Origin of the sequence: Butyrivibrio sp. YAB3001 (assembly GCF_900112195.1) — a bacterium.
In the GTDB taxonomy this organism is placed as follows: Bacteria; Bacillota; Clostridia; order Lachnospirales; family Lachnospiraceae; genus Butyrivibrio.
Genome location: NZ_FOKR01000021.1, coordinates 1 through 15,672, shown reverse-complemented (window position 1 = coordinate 15,672; position 15,672 = coordinate 1). Strand labels below are relative to the sequence as shown.

At 39.9% G+C, this 15,672-nt stretch carries 11 protein-coding genes; 3 read left to right on the top strand and 8 right to left on the bottom strand.

Features of this window, described 5'->3' with window-relative positions:
• Positions 1 to 12: 12 nt before the first annotated feature.
• From asnB to BM086_RS17015, 3 genes are all read right to left on the bottom strand, one after another.
• Positions 13 to 1,596 (bottom strand): asparagine synthase B, encoded by a 1,584-nt coding sequence (gene asnB, locus BM086_RS17025; protein ID WP_092329932.1) that lies wholly within the window; start codon positions 1,594 to 1,596, stop codon positions 13 to 15.
• Positions 1,597 to 1,629: 33 nt separating this feature from the next.
• A complete protein-coding gene (locus tag BM086_RS17020) occupies positions 1,630 to 3,399 on the bottom strand; it encodes an ammonium transporter (protein ID WP_092329931.1) in 1,770 nt (589 codons plus the stop codon).
• A 270-nt stretch (positions 3,400 to 3,669) separates the two neighbouring features.
• On the bottom strand, positions 3,670 to 6,933 hold the full coding sequence (locus BM086_RS17015) for a starch-binding protein (protein ID WP_175560346.1): 3,264 nt from the start codon (positions 6,931 to 6,933) through the stop codon (positions 3,670 to 3,672).
• A 196-nt stretch (positions 6,934 to 7,129) separates the two neighbouring features.
• Here BM086_RS17015 and BM086_RS17010 point away from each other — a divergent pair, with 196 nt between their 5' ends.
• Positions 7,130 to 8,311: an aldo/keto reductase gene (locus BM086_RS17010; protein ID WP_092329924.1), complete on the top strand. Its 1,182-nt coding sequence runs from the start codon at positions 7,130 to 7,132 to the stop codon at positions 8,309 to 8,311.
• Between the two features lie 114 nt (positions 8,312 to 8,425).
• Here the strand turns inward: BM086_RS17010 and BM086_RS17005 are convergent, their stop codons facing one another.
• From BM086_RS17005 to BM086_RS16995, 3 genes are all read right to left on the bottom strand, one after another.
• Positions 8,426 to 9,166 (bottom strand): TraX family protein, encoded by a 741-nt coding sequence (locus tag BM086_RS17005; protein WP_092329922.1) that lies wholly within the window; start codon positions 9,164 to 9,166, stop codon positions 8,426 to 8,428.
• A 221-nt stretch (positions 9,167 to 9,387) separates the two neighbouring features.
• On the bottom strand, positions 9,388 to 10,755 hold the full coding sequence (locus BM086_RS17000; protein ID WP_092329920.1) for an MATE family efflux transporter: 1,368 nt from the start codon (positions 10,753 to 10,755) through the stop codon (positions 9,388 to 9,390).
• 297 nt (positions 10,756 to 11,052) lie between these two features.
• Positions 11,053 to 11,541, bottom strand: a complete 489-nt coding sequence (locus tag BM086_RS16995) for a hypothetical protein (protein ID WP_092329918.1) — start codon at positions 11,539 to 11,541, stop codon at positions 11,053 to 11,055.
• Between the two features lie 209 nt (positions 11,542 to 11,750).
• Here BM086_RS16995 and BM086_RS16990 point away from each other — a divergent pair, with 209 nt between their 5' ends.
• A complete protein-coding gene (locus tag BM086_RS16990; protein WP_092329916.1) occupies positions 11,751 to 12,839 on the top strand; it encodes a PD-(D/E)XK nuclease family transposase in 1,089 nt (362 codons plus the stop codon).
• Positions 12,840 to 12,981: 142 nt separating this feature from the next.
• Here the strand turns inward: BM086_RS16990 and BM086_RS20620 are convergent, their stop codons facing one another.
• Positions 12,982 to 13,119, bottom strand: coding sequence for a helix-turn-helix domain-containing protein (locus BM086_RS20620; RefSeq protein ID WP_141107775.1), 138 nt, complete (start codon positions 13,117 to 13,119; stop codon positions 12,982 to 12,984).
• A 49-nt stretch (positions 13,120 to 13,168) separates the two neighbouring features.
• On the bottom strand, positions 13,169 to 14,164 hold the full coding sequence (locus tag BM086_RS16985; RefSeq protein WP_092329914.1) for a hypothetical protein: 996 nt from the start codon (positions 14,162 to 14,164) through the stop codon (positions 13,169 to 13,171).
• 524 nt (positions 14,165 to 14,688) lie between these two features.
• Between BM086_RS16985 and BM086_RS16980 the strand changes: the two genes are divergently transcribed.
• Positions 14,689 to 15,672: PD-(D/E)XK nuclease family transposase (locus BM086_RS16980; RefSeq protein ID WP_092330015.1), on the top strand; the 984-nt coding region annotated here is incomplete at its 3' end.

Here is a 15,672-nt window from a genome sequence, read left to right as displayed (position 1 = left end):
TTTTCCTCCTGTTTATTTACCTGATTCACCATAATTGGATAAAACTCTTGCTGATGGGTCGTTTACATTACATCCTTCCCACTCTTTGTTTGGCATCCAGAAATCAATGACCATATGGGCCTGATCTGGATAATATTTTTCAAATATATCTCTGTACAAAAGAGATTCCTTCGTAAAAGGTGTTGCAAAATCATATTTCTCTTTTGCCTTCTGATAATCATCATCTGAATACTGACTATCAGCATATTCTATAAGATCATCTCTAAGGGAATGTCCCACAGCATCCGAAAATGCTGCTTTTTCTCTCATCCTTATGGATTCCGGTATTACCTGATCTTTTTCAAAAGCTTTTCTTAATAAATACTTACCAATTCCGTAGCTGTTAAGCTTCTTTTGGGGATCTATGCTCATCACATAATCAACAAAATCAAGATCTCCGAATGGTACTCTGGCTTCAAGTGAGTTAACACTTATACACCTGTCTGCTCTAAGAACGTCATACATATGAATCTCATGAATTCTCTTTTCTGCCTCTTTTTGGAAAGCTTCGGCATCCGGTGCGAAATCAGTATATTTATAACCAAAAAGCTCATCTGATATCTCACCTGTAAGGATTACTTTTATATCAGTGTTTTCATGAATCCACTTACATAAGAGATACATTCCGATTGAAGCTCGTATCGTTGTGATATCGTATGTGCCAAGAGCTTTTATAACAGGCTCAAGGGCATCAATTACGTCCTTTTTACTGATTATTACCTCGTGATGGTTGGAATGGATAAAATCAGCAACTTCTCTCGCATATTTAAGGTCAATCGCATCAATATCCATACCTATTGCAAATGTTTCAAGCGGTTTGTCTGAAAGTCTTGCTGCTACGCCACACACCAGTGAAGAATCAAGTCCTCCTGATAAAAGAAATCCCACAGGAGCGTCTGCATCCAATCTTTTCTCAATTCCCTTCCATAACTTATCGTGTATTTTGCAGGTAACTGTTTCAAGTGAATCGGTGCTGACCTGATTAACCTTTGTCATGTCCCTGTAACAAATAAACTTTCCATCTTCATAGTAATGTCCCGGTGGAAATGGTTTAATTTCCTTGCATATACCGGTAATGTTTTTTGGCTCTGATGCGAAAAGAATATATCCTTCATCATCGTAGCCATAATAAAGTGGTCTGATGCCGATTGGATCTCTTGCCGCTATAAAGCTCTCTTTTTTGCTGTCATAAATGACACATGCAAACTCGGCATCAAGCAGACCAAACATCTTAGTTCCAAGCTTTTCATAAAGAGGAAGCAGTACCTCGCAATCACTTTCGCTCTTAAAGCTGTAGCCAAGAGATAATAAGTAATTCTTCAGATATTGAAAGCCGTAAATCTCTCCATTGCATATAACTGCATTTCCGTTTAATTCAAAAGGCTGCATACCTGCTTCATTCAGACCCATTATGGAAAGTCTGTTAAAACCAAGCCATCCTCCCTTGACTTTCAATATCCTGAGCATATCAGGTCCTCTGGAATGTGTTTTTTCCAAAAGATCTGCAAATATGCTCTCTTCTGCATCATCTCTTGCGTATGTAAGTATTGCGCACATACTGCTTTTTCCCTCCTGATTGTTTAATATTTTTTACTCGACGTCCGCAAGTGCGGCTGCACCTTCCTCGCCGGTGCGGATCTTAACTACATTGTCGAGACTGTAAACGAAAATCTTTCCATCGCCGATGTGACCTGTATAAAGTGTCTTCTTAGCTGCCTCAATAACCTTTTCTACAGGGATTGAGCTAACTACTACCTCAAGCTTAATCTTGGGAAGGAGAGTGGCATCCATCTCGACTCCACGATACATTTCGCCAGAACCCTTCTGGACACCACATCCCATGACTTGAGTAACAGTCATCCCGGTAACACCAAGATCATTCATAGCACGTCTCAATTTGTCGTAACGGGACAACTTAGCGATAATAACAACTTTATGAATACCTGATTCTGTATGTACAGGTGCTGAAACAACCGGCACCGCTGCTCTCTTCTGAATCTCTGTTGCAGCCTCATAATCACTTACACCAAGGTCTGTGTTCTCATTGACTGACATGTTAAGAGTATTTGAAACATCCATGATGGCAAATCCTGAATAAGCTGAAGCAAGTCCATGCTCTGTTGAATCAAGACCAAGAATTTCTTCTTCTTCGCTTACACGAAGTCCAAGGATAGCTTTGATTGCAAGGAAAGTTAATGAAATAGCAACTGCTGTCCATGCTGCTGTGCTGAGCATGCCTACAAACTGGATTCCAAGAAGCTTAAATCCGCCGCCATAGAAAAGACCTGTCATCTCATTGCCGGCTGCATCTGCAATTGCATAGCCCGGAGCTGAATTTGTTGCGAAAAGACCTACTGCCAATGTACCCCAGATACCGTTTAAGCAATGTACTGCAACAGCACCTACTGGATCATCAATGTGAAGCTTGTAATCAAGGAACCATACACCAAAGCAAACAAGAAGTCCTGCAACGATACCTATAATGATTGAACCAAAAGCATCTGTTACATCACAAGGAGCTGTAATAGCTACAAGACCTGCAAGTGAAGCGTTAAGACACATTGAAACATCAGGTTTTCCGTATTTTATCCATGTAAAGATCATACATGTTACAGTAGCAAGAGCAGGTGCGATTGTAGTTGTAACAAAGACTGAACCAAGCTGTTCTACTGATGTGCAGGCTGCACCGTTGAATCCGTACCAGCCAAGCCAGAGAATAAATACACCAAGTGCAGCTGCAACAAGGTTATGACCTGGGAAAGCATTTACTTTAACGATCTTGCCGTTCTTATCTTTTTCGAACTTACCAATACGAGGTCCAAGGAAAGCTGCTCCGATCAAAGCTGAGATACCACCAACCATGTGAATGCAGTTGGATCCTGCAAAATCATGGAAGCCGATCTGTGCAAGCCAGCCGCCGCCCCATGTCCAGTGAGCTTCGATAGGATAAATGATTGCTGAGATAACTGCCGAGTACACACAATATGATATAAATTTTGTTCTCTCAGCCATTGATCCTGAAACGATAGTAGCTGTTGTTGCACAGAACACCAGGTTAAATACGAAATTAGACCAGTCAAAATTTGCATAGTCTGTAAAAATGTCAAATCCGGGTTTTCCGATTATTCCAACAATGTCTTCCCCAAGGAATAATCCGAAACCAATAAGAATAAATACTACAGTACCGATACAGAAATCCATAAGGTTCTTCATTATGATATTTCCTGTATTCTTAGCTCTGGTAAAACCAGCCTCACACATTGCAAAACCGGCCTGCATCCAGAATACTAATGCTGCACCGATCAAGAACCAAACGCCAAAGACACTGGAATCTATAGCACTTAAGATTTCCTCACTCATAACTTTCTCCTCCGAATGTTTTTTAGATGAAAAAACGGCGCAACAAGACAGGTCAAATAAACCTGATGCCTCATTGCACCGTTTACATAATTCATTTTTTACTGAACACATCCCCGGGATGATTGTATTCAATATTTAAAAATTCCCACAAAGCAAAAAGCGCCTTAGAGAGTCATTCTCTAAGACGCCATTGTCTTTATAGTTTTGAATTGTACACTGGTATACAATCTGTGTCAAGGAATTTTTTTATTTTTTTGCATCACATAAGTCTTACTCTGTCAGAACACCGTTTTCATCAAATTCGTAATCTCTCCAGTATACAAATGTTGTACCTGTTGCCATTGTACCATCTTCTTTGAAGAAATATGTCTTTTCATCGATTGTCTGCCATCCATGTGCCATATCTCCATTTTCAAAGAAATAATATGTATTTCCTTCGTATGTCACAAAGCCCGTCTGCATAACACCTTCTGCGTCATAATAATGGTCGCCCCAATAATCTGCAGCCATTTTATCTTTTACCATTTTGCCGCCATTATTGCGGTCAAAGAGATAGGTCTTGCCATCTATCGTCTGCATTCCCTTAAGCATTGCGCCGTGTTCATCAAAATAGTAGCTGTCGCCATCAAGTGTAAGCCAACCCACATGGGCTGTTCCATCTGCATCAAAATAGTAGGAATCATAGTAAGGTGTCACAAACTGATTTCTTACTGCTTTACCATCCTCATCAAAGAAATAAGGCATCTCATCAACAAACTGAAGTCCAACTTTCAAAAGTCCATCATCGCCAAAATAGTACGTTTCACCACCTATTGTCTGAAGTCCCGTTAATTTCTCTTCTTTTTCATCAACGCAGTACTTATTGCCCCACTCTTCAACAATTTTGCCTGTATCTTTTTTCACATAAGTGTACTCTTCCCACTTATCGGCAGCGCCGATTATATAAATGCTGGTTTCAGAAGGGATATCAAGGTCGCTTGTCTGAGTTCCGGAATTATTGTTAAAAATAATCTTGTCAAAATCAATATCATTATCAAGAACGTAATAGTAAATACCATTATCAGCATCATAAACTGCCATAGGCTCTCCGGGCCATCCACTGTTGCTTCCGGCGCCTGCACCATTCCAGGTATAAACATATACTTCATCCCATCCGGTGGAATTTCTGAAGTATACAACTCTCTGTCCTTCAACATTTCCTTCAAAAGACTGCCAGCCACCATCCTGTCCCATTGTAAAAAGCGCCTGATAGCCCGGAAGATCAAGATTAGAAGTCTGTGTTCCTTCATTATTGTTGAATATGACATGAGAATAGCCATTATCCATATTTACATTTATCTTGTACAGATGCTCATTTCCATCAACAAGCTCCATCTGTTCACCCGGCCACTGGCTGTTATTATCGCCATTATCAGCCCACATATATGCAAATACATCATTCCAGCCCTTGTTGTTTCTAAAGTAAACTGCATACTCTTTTTCTTTTACCTGACCGTACTTATGCCATACTCCGGCCTTATCCAGGATATATTCACCGTTTTCAGGAAACTCAAGAAATCCCTCATTATAAAGCGGATACTGATGATCATTTCCATCAGAGAATATCACACCCGCATTTAAAAATCCTTTGGGAAGTACAAGTTTATAAAGCCCCGTCTCTTCATCGAAACCAAGCTCCTCACCCGGCCAGCCTGAATACTCTCCTGCCGATGAGCTGTAAATATAAGCATAAAGATGCTCTGTACTCCAACCACTTTGAGGTTCAAGGTATGCCACATTGTCTATCCATGCAGCCTTACGGAATTTATAGTCAAAAGACACATTCTTTTCATCGCTTACAGCAGTCAAAGTGAGCGTTATATCTGAATCAAAAGGCATATCTTCACCAAGTCTGATGACTGTCTCTTTAGTGAACTCCTGAGCCTTGGCTCCATTTACGCTGTACAATCCTTTTACAGCATTGGTAAGCCCTATCTCAACGTCAATGAAATCATCATAAAATGTTCCACCCTGGTTAGAAATTGTGACACCGGGATTTATTTTTTCGCCTGCATTATAGATAACTGCAATTCCAGTATCACCAATGTGTCCCTTTATCTCACCATCTTTTACCACAAATTCATTCTCTGAAACCTGATCTACATAGGTGCCATCTGCCATTGCATGAACAGACAAAGAAACATCTGATTCTTTTCCTGCTGTATTGACAATTACAGCTCCCTGGCTTCCGCGCTCATTCATCACCAGAGCATCACTGTATGACAGATATTCGCTGCTTCCTGCAAAATAATTGTGAAAATCATTAACTGCAGCAACCTCTTTATCCATCCAGTAAAAGGTTCCGATCTCACCGATATTTCCCACATGATAGCCATCTGTCCTTGCATAGAATAAAGAACTTGCATCTGCTCTGGAGGCTACTATTGCCCAGGTTTTGTTTATATCGCTGGCGCTAACCTTAGTTGTTGCTCCACCGGCATTTTGGAACTCATCGTGTGATTCTGCCCATAGAACCACATTTTTTGCCTGGACATTTTTGTAATAAGTTGTAAGTGCCGCGTTCTTACCACTGCCGCCAAGAACACCGTTCCTGATAGAAGCACTGGTACTATTGTCAGTAACATTAACATACGAAGTGTAATCCGATGCCTTAGTATTGCCACCGGGCTGATCAAGTATCTCGCCATAGCAGTACAATCTGTCTGCTGTAGTATCTGCTTTCTCCACATAATATTCTTTTGCCGCATTAACAACATTCGGGAAAAATGTATACTGCTCGCCATCTGCCGGAACTCCGATATGCTTGGCTGCATCAAATCGGAATCCATCTGCGCCATCATCGATACAAGCCTTTAAAAAATCAAGTATATACGCCTGAAGCTCTTCATTTTCCGTATTCAGATCCGGCAAAGTCCCAGGAGCACTACCCATGGAGTTTTCGATGATCGATATTCTGTTTCCATAATCTATTTCCGGAAATTCATTGTTGTGATAAAACTGTTCGTTTTTGAGATAATCCGCAATTGACTCATCATATCCGCTGCCACCTGTGCGATTACCGGCAACATGATTTGCAACTACATCTACGATAACCTTGATTCCATAGCGGTCAGCCTCTTCGCACATTGCTCTGAATTCCTGCTCTCCGCCTAAAAGGTTATCTTTTTTGGATGATGAAACTTTAAAGTCCGTTGGCTGATAAAACAACCACCAGGTATCATTAGTTTCATTTCCGGCATCTGAGGCCTGTTTATACGGCTGTACCGGCGATGTCTGAACTGCGCTGTAACCCGCATCTGCGATGGCCTTCATATTATCTTTGATATTATCAAAAGACCAGTCCCATGCATGAAGTATGACCCCATCCTGCACATCCTCTTTCAAACCATACTGCTCTCTTAAAGACTGTGCTGCACTTACTTTTAAAGACTGCGCATCAAAAGAAAGTCCTGCCGCCATAGAAAAAGCCATTACGCCCCCAAGCATGAATGTGGCCTTCTTAGATACGGCGGAAACACGTTTGTTTGTCCCCATTTTCATACCCTCCATATTTATTTGTGATTGTACTGATACCGATACCGGTAACGTTTCCATTTAATCTTATCACCGGCTATGGAGAGATTCAAGGGGATTTACTATATATCGCATTTTTTATTTGACTTATTTTAATTTGCGTTATATTATATTTTGCACAATCATATTTTTTTGTCACATTTACGGGGTGTCTCATATGGAATACAGATCAAACAAAAATGGTGAACCAATATCAATTCTCGGCTACGGATGTATGCGCTTTACCACCAAAGGCGGCTCAATAGATATTGAAAAGACAGAAAAAGAAATCATGGCTTCCTATCATAATGGTGTCAATTATTACGATACTGCCTATGTTTATACCGGTAGCGAAGCGGTTCTTGGCGAGGTCCTTGAACGCAATTCCATAAGAGAAAAAGTAAATATCGCCACAAAGCTTCCTCAATACCTTGTAAGTAGCGCAAATGCATTGGATAAGTATTTTAATGAGGAGCTTAAGCGCCTTAGAACAGACTATATAGACTATTATCTCATGCATCACATGACAGCAAAAAATCAGTGGGATAAGCTGGAAAAACTTGGAATCAAAGAATGGATTGCTCAAAAGAAAGCTTCCGGTCAGATCAGAAACATCGGCTTTTCATATCACGGAAATTCTGAAGACTTCATAGGTATACTGGACTCCTACGATTGGGATTTTTGTCAGATTCAGTACAACTACATGGACGAGCACTCTCAGGCAGGACTTGAAGGTCTTACTCATGCTGCGCAGAAGGGCATCCCAGTAGTCATCATGGAGCCTCTACGAGGCGGTAAACTTGTAAACCTTCTTCCGGAAAAGGCCAAACAGGCAATATCCTCTTATTACAAAGGCTATTCGCCCGCAGAACTTGGCCTTCGTTGGCTATGGAATCAACCCGAGGTTACATGCGTTCTGTCAGGAATGAATTCAATTGAAATGGTCAATGAAAACTGCCGAATTGCCTCTAATGCTACAGCCGGATGCTTTGACAGCGAAGATTTTGCACTTATAGATGATATCAAAAAGATAATCTCAGAAACCGAACTTGTCGGATGCACCGGCTGCAGATACTGCATGCCCTGCCCTAAGGGCGTAGATATTCCTGCTCTTTTCAGATGCTATAACATGACTGCATTAGAAAGCAAATCCGCCGCACGCTTTGAATATGCCCAGACTGTCGGACTAAAAGAAACTCCAGCCTTTGCAACTCAGTGTATTGAGTGCGGTAAATGTGAACAGCACTGCCCTCAGAACATTCCTATTCGCGATATGCTCAAAAAAGCAGATAAGGAAGTAAGGCCTCTGCCATATAAGGTTGGAATAAATGTTGTGAGAAAATTTATGCTAAGGAAGTAATTTTATAATACCCTGATTAATAATGCCAATTTATGTATAGCAAAAAGAGAGATTGTTTCACTTGCAGTCATCTTCTGCCTCCAGTTTCTATCATTCATCATTTTTAATATGTTTTTACATTATCACCCGCGCCAGCAACCCTATGAGCGCCATATGTACCGGATAATACCAGTAAAACAGCTTACCAAGCCACTTAAGTTTCCCTCTCTCCCCGTTATATAAGGATAGCAACGGAACCGTGAACCAACATGCCATGTGGATCATTCCGTAAATATGATTATTTATGATAAAAAATGCTATGGCATACAATGTTACAACTGCCATCATGTAAAGCATTTGTTTATAGAAATTTCCGCGAAAGCGCCCCATAAGCAGGATTGCAAGAGGAGCTGCACAGCTCCAGTCAGATGTGGCAGTAAGTATACATGCTGCAATTGTGATAACTACTTTAAGCCACACAGAAAACCTTTCCATATCCCATACCTTTAAAAGAATCAGTCCCCACATCAGCGGCCATGCTATACTTGTGGCATTAAAGATTAGATTAGTAAATGGATTAAAATCAGACATATTAAAATAGCAAAAAGCAAAATGACTTACCACTGCAAGTACAGCCACTCTAACTAGATATTTTTTGAAATCATGGGTATGATAATATCCCTCTGCCACGAAAAAACACATAATAGGAGCAGTCAGTCGCCCAATAATATGTAATCCTATCTGCATTGGTGTTTCCGCCTGCGCATATGTCTCAATTCCCATCCATGCAATATGGTCGATTGTCATAGCGATGATTCCTATAATTTTTAGAGCATTTCCGCTAAGCCCGAGTTTCTTTTTATCTGTATCAGACATCTGTCCCCCTATGATTAGTGTTCATTTATTATATTATTATCGTTATAGCGATTATTATTCATTATAATTATATAACGATTTGTCCCACAGATGTCCATCTTTAATTCTACAATTACCTGAACTTTTCACCTTGCCTTTATTGCATACCAATCATATCCTTTACTTTACACCACAAAAGGAAGGCCTTATTCACCATCAAAGCCTTCCTTTAGAATCCACGATTATTTATTTTTCTTTCCTTCATTCCACAATAACAACCTTACAAGGAAAAGAATTCCTCTTACGCACAGTTCGGTTGCCATCGCAATCCAGGCACCTTTCAGTCCCCAAAATGAGCCAAGAAAAGCTGCCAGTGGAATCCTAACAAACCATACACTAAATAGATTTAAAACGCTTGATAGAAGCGTCTCACCTGCTCCCCTGAATACTCCTGCCGCAACAATTGAAGCACCGTAAAATGGCTCTGCAAACGCTTCTATCCTAAGGACTATGGTCCCCAAAGTTCTTATTTCCTCATCCGGAGACAAAAGACCTATCATCTGCGGAGCAAATATCCACATGAGAACGCCGCTAAGGCCCATTATAGACATTCCAAGAAGTACTGCCATCCATCCTAATCTCTTTGCAGTCTTACGTCTGCCTGCACCTATGCACTGCCCCACTATCGTTGTTGCAGCAACACCTATTCCAAATCCCGGCATGTAGCAAAGACTTTCTGCTGTTATGGAAAAAGAGTTTGCTGCTATGGATGTAGTTCCAAAGGGTGAAACAATTCTTGTAAATGCAACATAAGCAAATCCCATGATGATATTGTCAATAGCAACAGGTATCGCAATCTTGAGGGCATCAGGCACCTCTGTTTTAATAAAATCTTGTAATCCTGCATTCTGTCCATCATTTCTGCCAATAATGCTTAATTTCTCTGATTTTACTAAGAGTATATACAGCATGATAAAAGAAATTATAACAATGGCAAGAGCTGTTCCAAGCGCAGCGCCAAGCACCCCAAACCTTGGTATAAATATCATGTTAAAAATAACATCAAGTCCACACATGATTACATTGAGAATACTGGGAATTCGAATATTTCCGCTTGACTGAATCATTCCCTGTGAAACCATCAGTAGCTCTCTGAAGGGCATTGACAATGCATATACAAGGAAATACCTCGATGCATCCTTCTGAATTGAAATATCTCCGCCCATCCACCCCGGAAGGAAAATACTGATTATTGAACAGATAAAAGATAAAACAATACCAAATATAACTGTTACTGCAAGTCCCCATTTAACTATATTCCTTGCGCTTATATCATCCTTAGCGCCTATCTTATGGGCAACTTTAACAGAAAATCCCATGCTTGCCGCAGTCATGATACCGGCAAAGAGCCATGTTGAGCTTGAAACAAGACCGATTGATGCTGACGCATTAGCTCCAAGATGCCCTACCATAGAAGCATCTATGTACTGCATTATTATTGATGATATCTGTGCCAGAATTGCAGGAAAACTTAGCTTTAAAATAAGTCCTATCTCGTCCCTCAATGTAAGCTTTTCCCCATTCCTTATGGCAATAAGTGGATCTCTCATTCCAATACCCAAACTCCTTCTTTATTCATTATTCCCCTCTTATCACGCGCTCATTACTGAGCGGTAACTTGTAATCATCCCAAATCTAACAAAAGCAAGACAATTAGCTAAATAACATTGCCCGCCCATGTATATTAACACATTTATAACAAAATAGCCGCCTAAATCTGCCAGAAAATCTTACACAAGCAATGTTCTCCAACAACCTCAGACGGCTATCTATTTGACTCAAGAATGATTCACCTTACGCATGTATCTAATTATATTCTCTACATCCCATACCCATGGTAAAATAGCTCAAGAAAACTCCTCAAACAAATCCTGCGCTGCCTTCACTATATTAGGATCAAATCCTTCATCTAGAAGTTTCTGTGCAGAAATACCATTTTTCATCTTTTTAACCGCAGTTGCTAATTCAGTAGCGCCTTCGGTTCTTCCTTCCAACTTTCCTTCAACCTTACCTTCACTTCTAGCACTATCTATCTCCGGTTTCATAAGTGTTCTTAATGCCTCACACATACCCCGTTTCTCCTTCATTCTCTCAAACAACAGATCATTTTCTGCCAGTGCCAACTGTAGCACCGAATCCGCATTCTCTTTGTCATCTTTATCGGTCAGATCATTAGCAGACATTACAAGTCGCTCTCCAACCGCTTCATCCATTTTACTCGTAAGTGACCTCAGCCACTCATGCTCTTCAGGATTTACTTTCGAAGATACAATCACCTGCGTTGGGAAAAGAACTTTCTTCCCGGTAATATAATAACTTCCCCGAGTATGCTTCATCTTAGCATATACGCAGCCACATATAAAGCAATATATAATTTTAAATTCTGTAGAAAAATTAATAATTTTCGACGGTAAATCTTAAGAATTTTATGGTAACCTTGTTTTGTTGCTCATTTCTGAGCCATCAAAAATATCTGTTGCTTTCTATTTTCGCGGCTGTTTAGCCACACAAATCCATGACAGTAACACAAGAAAGGAATTATTTAATGAAAAATAATTTATTAAAGAAACATTTTCCGGTTCTAAGAACCGAAAATGAACTCCTGGCAGAAATCTGTTCAACCCCTAAGCTGCTGACTACCTTCAATTCATGGAACGAAGAGCAGCAAAAGGAATTCCTGAAAATCTGTACCGGCGCAAAAGGTGTTAAGATGCTCTACGACGCCTATTTTAAAGAGGGCCTAAACCCCGAGTATGACCCAGACCGCCTATCAGATATGCTTAGCACCTTTATGAAAAGAAAAGTCAAAGTGAAGGAGGTTCTCCCAAATGATACAACCCGCCTTGGCGATGAGAGCTCGCTTATCATTACCGATATCGTTGTTGAGCTGGAAGGTGGAACCATCGCCAACGTCGAAGTTCAAAAGATTGGTTATGCTTATACAGGTGAAAGAGCGTCATGCTACTCTGCTGACCTCTTGCTTCGTCAATACAAGCGGGTAAGAGACCAGAGAAAGAAGCTATTCACTTACAAAGATGTTCATCCAGTCTATACTATCGTATTTATGGAAAACAGTCCAAGTATCTTTTTTGACTATCCAGAATGCTATGTACATTACTTCCAGACCACCTCAAATACCGGAATTACCCTCAATATGTTACAAAATTTTATCTTTGTTCCTGTTGATATTTTTCTTACCAATCTTCATAATAATGATATACGTAGTGACCTTGACGCATGGCTTACTTTCCTTGGGTGTGATGAACCTGAGTATATCGTGCAGCTAATTCAGAAATACCCACGTTTCAAAGTTATTTACGATGACCTTTATGAAACATGTCTAAACGTAGAGAGGGGGATGGAAATGTTTTCAAAAGAACTTCAAATCCTTGATCGTAATACTGTTACATACATGATTGATGAACTCCAGGAAGAGCTTGATACCGCAAAGGAAGAGCTAAATAATACTAAGGAAGAACTCGGTACCACCAAGGAACAGCTCGATACCACCAAAGAAGAACTCGGTACCACCAAGGAACAGCTCGATACAGCATATACTACCATTGCTGATAATGAAAAAACTATCGCTGAGCTCCAAGCTGAACTTGCAAAGTACAAAGCAATAAATGATTAGTGTTATTTACAGGCCGCCTATAAGCGGCCTTTATCATTATAACAAAATAGCCGCCTCAATCTGCCAGAAAAACTTATACTAACATTGTTCTCCAACAAACTCAGACGGCTATCAAAAAGCTTCTGTGCAGAAATACTTTTTTTCATCTTCTTACAACATATGCGGTGACTGGTACATATCCTCTTATTGTACTCTCTGCTATACCTGTTTTCTCAGAAAAAGCTTTCTGGGTCATATTCATTTCTTCAAGTTTATCGAATATCTTATCCCTTATTGTCATTATGAATTCCTTTATTGTTAAAAGTGAAATACACGTGGGTCCACAACAGTCATCGGTAATACTTCATTACCTGTTCTCTTGTTACCTTGCTGTACTCTTCATTCTTTATGACAGCAGCATAAAGAGACTCAAAATCCCCAATATATCCCTTAAGACTCTGTACCAATGCCTTAAGTCCTTTCTCTATGCCCTTGTTTTCCATCGCTGTCGCATACGTACACATTTCTGACACCTCACTTTCCACTTCCCTTGTCAGCTTAAGCCCATATGTGTCTTTTAACTTCACCACCTTGTCTGCACCTTTTATCCTCTCATCAAATAAATCTGTCAGCAGATGGATCAACTCGTTATTACTTCCCTGAGTATCATGCTTTTCACTAATATTTATAATGACTGCTGTCATTATGTCATATCTTGGATCATCTGAATTACTGCCTACAACGAATTCCCTTTTAATATCATACTTCTCAATAGAATTCGCCCTGCACTGAGCCGTTTCTGTACACAGCCATATGGAATATACCTTTTTAATATTCCCATACTTCACTGGATCGTCTGTATCTGTAGTAAACTCTACTCCCTGCTGGGCAGATATCATTCTACAGCAGTAGAACAATGCTCTGAGCGGTATATCATACCCCGGCTTGTCTTCATTCTGCGCCTCTACATTAATGAGAAGTTTTATACACTCGGTCTCTGTATCCCCAGGAATTCTGAGGTATGTGCGAACATCATATCTGTCAAGACCTTCTCCATTAAGATATGACTCCGTACTCAGGCCGTCAATTCTCTCTCCTGCATTAGTAAGTCCACCATCAACAAAAACACTGTTGACCAGCACTTCTCCTTCGATACATTTCTCAATCTCTTCGCAGCTCATATCGCGGCATTCATATACAACTTCCTTGAATATCCTTGCAAGCAGCGGCTTATATGCCAGTATATTCTTCACTGTCAGATCCAAATATATCTTATCCTGGTCGGTTCCTAAAATCGTCTTCCCCAGTCCTGTCAGTTCTTCCATTACTCCCTCATCAGTTCCCACGAAAGACCTGTGTCTCTCCTCTTAATTATACTACTCCCCATATCCTTTAACAAATACAGCAACGCAATAACTTATCCTAGAATACGGATTATATCATCAAATAAAATGCCTGTCACTTTCGAACAAGTGTTTACAAATTGTTAAAAGTGACAGGCACGTAGCTTGATTAATTATTTAAACAGATTGATTCTGAACATCCACAAGACGAAACATAATTAGTCGTTAATCCCAAAAGCGTAATTACATAAAAAGTACTTGTACAATACTGAGGATTTTCCTCAACATGTACAAGTACCTTTTCATATCTCATGATAAAATCACTATCTACAGAAAACATTAATCTTTTGTTCGATTGCGCGTTCGATTAAATCTGTGATATTATCTACTTTGTTGGCAAAATAATTATCTAAAATTCTTATGCCAACCTCTTACTTTGGCGTTTTCGCCATATATTCCAACTATTGCTTGCAAGCTTAAGTTATTACCCAAAAAACAAGGAAGGAACTATATTAAGCAATACAAAAATGAACAAAAATAATAACAAATTATCAGATTATTTCAGCAACATTCAGACCAGAGAACAGATTTTGCAGCAGATTAATGCTGACGATATCCTCAAAGAAAAATACGAAAGCTGGGAATCCTACCAGCAGAAATCCTTTTTGGATATGTGCACAGGAAACCGCGGCGCCAAGATGCTCTATGACAGCTATTTCAAGGAGATTTTCAATCCTGAGTATGATCCAGAAAGACTCTCAAACCTATTAAGCGTAATCCTGGACAAAAAAGTAAAAGTCAAAATGGTTCTTCCCAACGACAGCACCAGAATTGGTGATGAAACATCCCTCATAATCACAGACATTGTCGTTGAACTGGAAGACCACACTATAGCCAATATCGAAGTCCAAAAAATCGGTTATAAATTCGCTGGTGAAAGAGCCTCCTGCTACTCGGCAGACCTACTCCTACGTCAGTACAAGCGACTTAAGGATCAGGCAAAGGAACACTTTAGTTATAAAGATATTGCTCCAGTTTATACCATTGTATTCTTTGAAAACAGCTTTTCAAGCTTTAATGATTATCCTGATACTTACATTCACCGTTTTTCCACCACTTCTGACACCGGCATCCATCTAAATATGCTGCAAAATTATATCTTCATCCCGATTGATATTTTCCTGCAAAAGCTCCATAATGAAAATGAAGGTATAAACTGTGAGCTTGATGCCTGGCTAACCTTCCTCGGGTGTGACGAACCTGAGTATATTATCAAGCTTATCGAGAAATATCCATATTTCAGAACGTTATATGAAGACCTTTATGATATATGTCTCAATGTCGAGAGGGTGATTAATATGTATTCTAAAGAACTTGCAGAACTTGACCGTAATACAGTTAAATATATGATTGATGAACTTCAGGAAGAACTGGATTCTGCGAATGAAGAGCTTGCTAATAAAGATGCCACTATTGCCAAAAAGGATGCTGCTATCGCCGATAAAGATGCT

Excerpts from the sequence above, each read along its gene's own strand:
- BM086_RS16995 (WP_092329918.1), bottom strand. The coding sequence starts at position 11,541 with ATGAAGCATACTCGGGGAAGTTATTATATTACCGGGAAGAAAGTTCTT.
- BM086_RS17015 (WP_175560346.1), bottom strand. The coding sequence starts at position 6,933 with ATGGGGACAAACAAACGTGTTTCCGCCGTATCTAAGAAGGCCACATTC.
- BM086_RS16990 (WP_092329916.1), top strand. The coding sequence starts at position 11,751 with ATGAAAAATAATTTATTAAAGAAACATTTTCCGGTTCTAAGAACCGAA.
- asnB (WP_092329932.1), bottom strand. The coding sequence starts at position 1,596 with ATGTGCGCAATACTTACATACGCAAGAGATGATGCAGAAGAGAGCATA.
- BM086_RS17000 (WP_092329920.1), bottom strand. The coding sequence starts at position 10,755 with ATGAGAGATCCACTTATTGCCATAAGGAATGGGGAAAAGCTTACATTG.
- BM086_RS20620 (WP_141107775.1), bottom strand. The coding sequence starts at position 13,119 with ATGACAATAAGGGATAAGATATTCGATAAACTTGAAGAAATGAATATG.
- BM086_RS17020 (WP_092329931.1), bottom strand. The coding sequence starts at position 3,399 with ATGAGTGAGGAAATCTTAAGTGCTATAGATTCCAGTGTCTTTGGCGTT.
- BM086_RS17010 (WP_092329924.1), top strand. The coding sequence starts at position 7,130 with ATGGAATACAGATCAAACAAAAATGGTGAACCAATATCAATTCTCGGC.
- BM086_RS17005 (WP_092329922.1), bottom strand. The coding sequence starts at position 9,166 with ATGTCTGATACAGATAAAAAGAAACTCGGGCTTAGCGGAAATGCTCTA.